This window comes from Klebsiella sp. (assembly GCF_027492335.1).
Taxonomy (GTDB): domain Bacteria; phylum Pseudomonadota; class Gammaproteobacteria; order Enterobacterales; family Enterobacteriaceae; genus Klebsiella; species Klebsiella huaxiensis.
Genome location: NZ_JAPUEW010000046.1, coordinates 68,821 through 70,938, shown reverse-complemented (window position 1 = coordinate 70,938; position 2,118 = coordinate 68,821). Strand labels below are relative to the sequence as shown.

Annotated in this window: 3 protein-coding genes; all 3 read left to right on the top strand. The window is 56.9% G+C overall.

The window, feature by feature from the left end; all coding sequences use genetic code 11:
• A partial coding sequence (gene bcsD / locus QVF11_RS13580) for a cellulose biosynthesis protein BcsD (RefSeq protein ID WP_287857462.1) occupies positions 1-339 on the top strand: 339 nt, incomplete at its 5' end.
• 11 nt (positions 340-350) lie between these two features.
• Entirely contained in the window at positions 351-1,349 is a 999-nt protein-coding gene (locus tag QVF11_RS13575; protein ID WP_287857460.1) for a glycosyl hydrolase family 8, read from the top strand.
• A gap of 266 nt (positions 1,350-1,615) precedes the next feature.
• A complete protein-coding gene (locus tag QVF11_RS13570; RefSeq protein ID WP_110276214.1) occupies positions 1,616-1,723 on the top strand; it encodes a type I toxin-antitoxin system toxin Ldr family protein in 108 nt (35 codons plus the stop codon).
• Positions 1,724-2,118: the final 395 nt, after the last annotated feature.

Here is a 2,118-nt window from a genome sequence, read left to right as displayed (position 1 = left end):
CTGCGTCAGATGGGGGAGGCGTTGGCTGATGAGCATCCGTTGCCGGAATCGGAGACGGTCGGGCAACTGGAGGCCAATATCAATGCGCAACTGAGCCGTTTCCAGTGGGGGCTTGTCACCGTTGACGTCAGCGACGATGGTCTGCGATTGCGCCATCAGGCACTGCCAGTGAGTCGCGATGAAGCGCGTCGCGTCCGCTGGTGTAATGCATTTTGTGCCATACTCGAGGGGCTTTATTCCCGCTGGCTACAGGGGCAGGGTGGTGGTGCGCACGTGGTTTTGCAGCGCGAGCGGCTGTTTTCGGTCTCTGACGTTCAGTTTCTTTACTTCCATCCATAACGGGTGAATTTATGTCCTTGCGTGCTTTAGCTGCGGTCGTGGTGACGACGGTAATGATGCTTCCCCACGCGTGGGCCGATACGGCGTGGGAAAACTACAAATCGCGTTTTATGATGCCTGATGGGCGCATTGTTGATACTGGCAACGGCAATGTGTCGCACACTGAAGGGCAGGGTTTTGCTATGCTGCTGGCGGTAGCGAATAACGATCGCCCGGCGTTTGACGCGCTATGGCAATGGACCGATAAAACGCTACGTAACAAAGACAATGGGTTGTTTTACTGGCGCTATAATCCGGTGGCACCCAACCCGGTGGCAGATAAAAACAACGCCACCGATGGCGATACGATGATTGCCTGGGCGCTGCTGCGCGCGCAGCAGCAATGGCATGAAAGATCCTACGGCACGGCCTCTGATGCTATAACCGCTTCGCTACTCAAACACACGGTGGTCACCTTCGCCGGGCGTCAGGTGATGCTTCCTGGCGCGAAGGGATTTTATCTCAACGACCATCTCAATCTTAATCCATCCTACTTTATCTTTCCGGCCTGGCAGGCCTTCGCCGCGCGTACGCATTTGACCGCCTGGCGAAAGCTGCAAACCGATGGCCAGGCGCTGCTGGGGAAAATGGCGTGGGGGAAATCGCAGCTTCCCAGCGACTGGGTCGCCTTAAGAGCTGACGGCAAGATGGAACCGGCAAAAGAGTGGCCGACGCGGATGAGCTACGATGCGATTCGCATCCCGCTGTATGTCTACTGGAATGACCCGCAAAGCAGCCTGCTGACGCCGTGGAAAACCTGGTTTGGGAGCTATCCGCGTCTGCAAACACCTGCGTGGATCAACGTCAATACCAATGAAGTTGCGCAGTGGTTTATGACCGGCGGGCTGCTGGCGGTGCGCGATTTAACGCTTGGTGAAGAACAGGCTGAACCCCAGATTAGCGCTCAGGATGACTACTACTCCGCCAGCCTGAAGCTGCTGGTGTGGCTGGCTAATAAAGACCGCCAATAAACTGTGGAATGCGCCTCGCACGATGGATAAAGGTGAGGTGCTGGCATCAGGTCCGGGCAGTAGAATCATCGGCAAGCCGGAGTTACCCGGTGAGGCGCAATGTTGCGGGGGCTTTAACCCCGGCGGCATCAATAGATGGGTTGCTGGAAAGAGAAAACCCCCGCACGTTGTTTGGTAAAAACCTGGCAACGTATCGGGGGCTAACCTCGCATCTAGACAATTCGAGGATAGCCGCGAACGGTTGCCATTGCAACAAAGGCGGCTGTATGACGCTCGCTCAGTTAGGCCTGGTGCTCTGGGACGATCTGGCGGCTCCGGTGCTGGCTGGCATTCTTGTCAGTATCATCGTGAGCCGGATGGATAACCGGAAGTAACCGGCCTGTGGGCATCTGCCTGCCTTAATGGCAGCATGCGCCCGAACGGGGCCGCAGGGGTGAAACTCTGCGGCCTTTTTCGTTTATTGCAGCAACCCAAAATGATACTGGAAGGCGTCTCGCACGGTGCGTAATGGTGAGATGCGGGGGGCTGTTCGGGGCCGTAGAATCACCGGCAAGCCGGGCTCGCCCGGTGAGGCGCAATGTTGCGGGGGTTGAACCCCGGCGGCATCGATAGATGGGTTGCTGGAAAGAGAAAACCCCCGCACGTTGTTTGGTATAAACCTGGCAACATTTCGGGGGCTAATCTCAACTCCAGACAAGTTGAGGATAGCCGCGAACGGTTGCCATTGCAACAAAGGCGGCTGTATGACGCTCGCTCAGTTAGGCCTGGT

Excerpts from the sequence above, each read along its gene's own strand:
- QVF11_RS13575 (WP_287857460.1), top strand. The coding sequence starts at position 351 with ATGTCCTTGCGTGCTTTAGCTGCGGTCGTGGTGACGACGGTAATGATG.
- QVF11_RS13570 (WP_110276214.1), top strand. The coding sequence starts at position 1,616 with ATGACGCTCGCTCAGTTAGGCCTGGTGCTCTGGGACGATCTGGCGGCT.